The 4,065-nt window shown below is 39.9% G+C and carries 4 protein-coding genes; all 4 read left to right on the top strand.

Going from position 1 to position 4,065, the window contains the following annotated elements; genetic code table 11:
- Positions 1-337: hypothetical protein (locus ACY65O_RS05080; RefSeq protein WP_462219765.1), on the top strand; the 337-nt coding region annotated here is incomplete at its 5' end.
- Positions 338-418: 81 nt separating this feature from the next.
- On the top strand, positions 419-1,807 hold the full coding sequence (locus tag ACY65O_RS05075) for a Gfo/Idh/MocA family protein (RefSeq protein WP_462219764.1): 1,389 nt from the start codon (positions 419-421) through the stop codon (positions 1,805-1,807).
- A 320-nt stretch (positions 1,808-2,127) separates the two neighbouring features.
- On the top strand, positions 2,128-3,147 hold the full coding sequence (locus ACY65O_RS05070) for a N(4)-(beta-N-acetylglucosaminyl)-L-asparaginase (RefSeq protein WP_462219763.1): 1,020 nt from the start codon (positions 2,128-2,130) through the stop codon (positions 3,145-3,147).
- 42 nt (positions 3,148-3,189) lie between these two features.
- Positions 3,190-3,969 (top strand): copper homeostasis protein CutC, encoded by a 780-nt coding sequence (locus ACY65O_RS05065; protein ID WP_462219762.1) that lies wholly within the window; start codon positions 3,190-3,192, stop codon positions 3,967-3,969.
- Positions 3,970-4,065 lie beyond the last annotated feature (96 nt).

Raw genomic sequence — 4,065 nt, 5'->3', positions numbered from 1 at the left:
AAGTTTCCCTAACTTTAGTAAAAGAAAAAAAATGAAATCGTACGATACCGTAACAGAAGCATTAAAAGATTTAAAAGCCACTGGCTATACTGTTGATTTTAATATTGCTTTCGATAAAATAATTTGTTCCGATAATAAAATTTGCCTCAACCCACATGAGTTTGAAATAGTAGAAGTGCATCGTTTTGAAGGCGACACTAACCCCAGTGACGAAGATGTGGTGTATGCGATTGCATCGAAAGATGGAAAAGTAAAAGGTACTATGAGCAGCGCTTATGGTATGTATGCTGAAACTGTTTCTACAGATATGTTAAAAAAACTTTCGATGCACAAATAATTTTTTTTATGGGTCAGACGGTTCTGAACCGTCTGACCCCATAAAAACTAAAACATTTCCAAAACATAAAACTGATTGCTTATGCCTTTGGCCTTTAACCGGAGAAATTTTATTAAATCAACTGCACTTACAGGTGCCGCACTTACACTAAACAATTCTATCAAAGCTTTTTCTTCTGTAAAAAAAGAAAAAGTACGCATTGGTATAATAGGCGTTGGTTTGCGTTCGCATGAGCACATGGGTAATTTTTTACAAAGAGAAGATGTAGAAATAACCGCTATTGCCGATCCGCAGCAAAGAAGTATTGATGAAGCGCTAAAAGTTTTCAAAGAATACAATCGTCCGGTACCTGCTATTTATAAAAATGGTAATTACGATTATAAAAAATTATTGCAAAGAGATGATGTGGATGCCGTAATGATTTGCAGCCCGTGGGAATGGCACAGCATACAAGCCATTGATGCTATGAATGCCGGAAAAATTGTCGGTGCCGAAGTTTGCGGCGCTGTAAAACTGCAGGAGTGCTGGGATGTAGTTAACGCATCAGAAAAAACCAAAATCCCGGTGATGATGATGGAAAATGTTTGTTACCGCCGTGATGTAATGGCGGTATTAAATATGGTGAGGTTGGGAATGTTTGGTGAAATATTGCACGGGCAGGGCGGGTACGAACATGATTTACGTGGTGTACTATTTAATGATGGTGTAACTGCTTACAACAGCGGCGTGGAGTTTGGTAAAAATGCTTACAGCGAAGCACAGTGGCGTACCGAACATAATTTAAAACGTAACGTCGAGCTGTACCCCACACACGGCCTTGGCCCCGTTGCCGTAATGATGGATATTAACAAGGGCAACCGCATGACAAAATTATCTTCCATCGCCTCAAAAGCAAGGGGCTTGCGTAAATATATTGTGGAGCATCCTAAAGGTGGCGCCAACCACCCCAATGCAAAATTAAATTTTAAATGCGGCGATATTGTAAACACACAAATACAATGTGCCAATGGCGAAACTATTTTATTAACGCATGATGTATCTTCTCCACGGCCGTATAATTTAGGTTTTCGGGTGCAGGGCACAGAAGGTTTGTGGCAGGACTTTGGCAGCGGCGGCAATAAACAGGGCTTTATTTATTTTCAAAAAGAAATGCAGCATAATCATAAATGGGATAATACCGAAAAATGGTTAACCGATCATGATCATCCTCTGTGGAAAAAATATGGCGCCAGTGCCGAAGGTGCAGGCCATGGCGGGATGGATTTTTTTGTGGATCATGCTTTTATTGAATGTATAAAACGTGGCGCAGAATTTCCTTTAGACGTGTATGATTATGCAAGCTGGTATGCAATTACCCCATTAAGTGAAAAGAGTATTATAGAAGGCGGGCAGGTGCAAAATATTCCAGATTTTACAAGAGGGAAATGGAAAACGAAGAAGCAGATTTTTGCGATGAATGATGAGTATTAACCCCTATCCCCTAAAGGGGGAAATGGAGAAGATTTAAGCGAAGAAGCCCATATCTCCTAAAGGTTGAAATGGAGAAGAACTTTTCGAAGATTGAAAAGATAATGAATTTGTGTATGGCTCCGTAGGAGCTTAAGGTGGGTAGAAAAAATAATGTATGTTTTTCATCGCCCTGTAAGGACGAAAGGTGCTTTGTACAAAACATAATGAGTAAAACATGATTAAAGCTCAGTAAAGAGTATATCGTACAAGAGTGTCTCGCCTTAGGCCAGACCAATGAAGTCACATAAAATTACCAATGCCCGGTTCAAAAAAAATATTTAATGATCAACAGAAGAAAATTTTTAAAACTATCCGCAATAACTGCACCACTCATTGCGGCAAAAAAGTCAATTGCTAACGGCCTGGAGGGGACGACAAAACCCATTGTAGTTTCCACATGGGATAGTGGCATGGCCGTAAATGCAGCAGCCTGGAAAATATTAGCTTCAAAAGGCCGGGCATTGGATGCTGTAGAAGCCGGTGCAATATTTATGGAAAACGAAATGAACTGTTGTGTAGGTTTAGGCGGCTACCCCGACAGAGATGGCATTGTAACATTAGACAGTTGCATAATGGACGAACATGCCAACTGTGGTGCAGTAGCTGGTTTGGAAAGAATAAAACACCCGGTTTCAGTAGCCAGGAAAGTGATGGAAAATACACCGCATGTAATTTTAGTGGGTGCAGGCGCACAGCAATTTGCAGTAGAGAATGGCTTTGTTTTGGAAAGTACCGAACTATCTGCTGATGCAAAAAAAGCTTATGCTGAATGGTTGAAAAAAAGTGAATATAAACCGGTTATTAATATTGAAAACAAAAAAGCTAACGGTCCGTTTGCGCCAAACTTTTTTGATGATGGCACTCCCAATCATGATACGATGGGATTGGTGGCGATGGATGCCAACAATAATTTAAGCGGCGCAGTTACTACCAGCGGCATGGCTTTTAAATTGCATGGCCGTGTAGGAGATTCACCCATTATTGGTGCCGGGCTTTTTGTTGATAATGAAATTGGTGCTGCTACCAGCAGCGGTACCGGCGAAGAAGTGATTCGTATTTGCGGAACACATTTGGTAGTGGAATTTATGCGGCAGGGATTGAGCCCCGAAATGGCCTGCAAAAAAGCTGTGGAAAGAATTGTAAAAAGAGATAGAAAAAAAGCAAAAGAATTGCAGGTGGGCTTTTTAGCCCTAAACAAAAAAGGGCAATACGGTGCTTATGCCATTCAAAAAGGTTTTGTATTTAGTGTAAAAAGCGGTTTTGAAAATAAGATTTATGAGTCGAAATTTCTCATACGCTAAAGCCTGAAAAGGACTTTATACTTCAAACCTTAAAGTTTTATAATGACACAAATCTTTCCTGAATTTAAAAGTGCAAAAGCTCCTTTAGGAGTTTGGAGTTTAGAAATAATTGCCTTCAACATTGAAAGTTGTGTACTTGCGCAGGCTTCAGGCGCCACACGTATTGAACTTTGCGATAACCCCGGCGATGGTGGTACCACACCGTCTTACGGTTTTATAAAAGCTGCAAGAGAAAAATTGCAGATAGAATTATATGCGATGATTCGGCCACGTGGCGGCGATTTTTTTTATAATGATGATGAATTTGAAATTATGAAAACCGATGTGCTGATGCATAAACAACTTGGTTGCGATGGTGTGGTAATTGGTATGTTAAACAAAGATGGCAGTGTAGATACTGAACGTTGTAAACAATTGGTACAACTGGCTTACCCGATGGGAGTAACTTTTCAAAGAGCATTCGACAGAGTGAATGATCCTTTTAAAGCCTTGGAAGATATTATTGCAATTGGTTGCGAAAGAATTTTAACCAGCGGCCTTGTGCCCAATTGTCTTGACGGAGCCCCTTTAATTGCACAATTAATTAAACAGGCCGATGAAAGAATTATCGTAATGCCCGGCAGCGGTTTAAGATCAACCAATGTAATTGAAGTGGCAAAAATTACCGGCGCAACAGAATTTCATACTTCTGCCAGGGTTTTTGTGGATACACAAATGAATTTTGTTGCAGATGCCATGCAGGAAGATTTACAAAAAGTAATGGTGGATGGGGAAGAAGTGAAAAAGATTAGGGAACTGCTAAAAAACCATCATTCCGGGTGAGTCACCCCGAATGATGCAACATTTTGATTAAAAACCGTGTCTTATAGTAAAATTTTATGGTTACTTTAAGCATCTTACCGTATTAATACAAAAATG

Source organism: Ferruginibacter sp., assembly GCF_031430955.1.
Taxonomy (GTDB): domain Bacteria; phylum Bacteroidota; class Bacteroidia; order Chitinophagales; family Chitinophagaceae; genus Ferruginibacter.
This window is presented reverse-complemented; position numbering and strand designations above follow the sequence as displayed.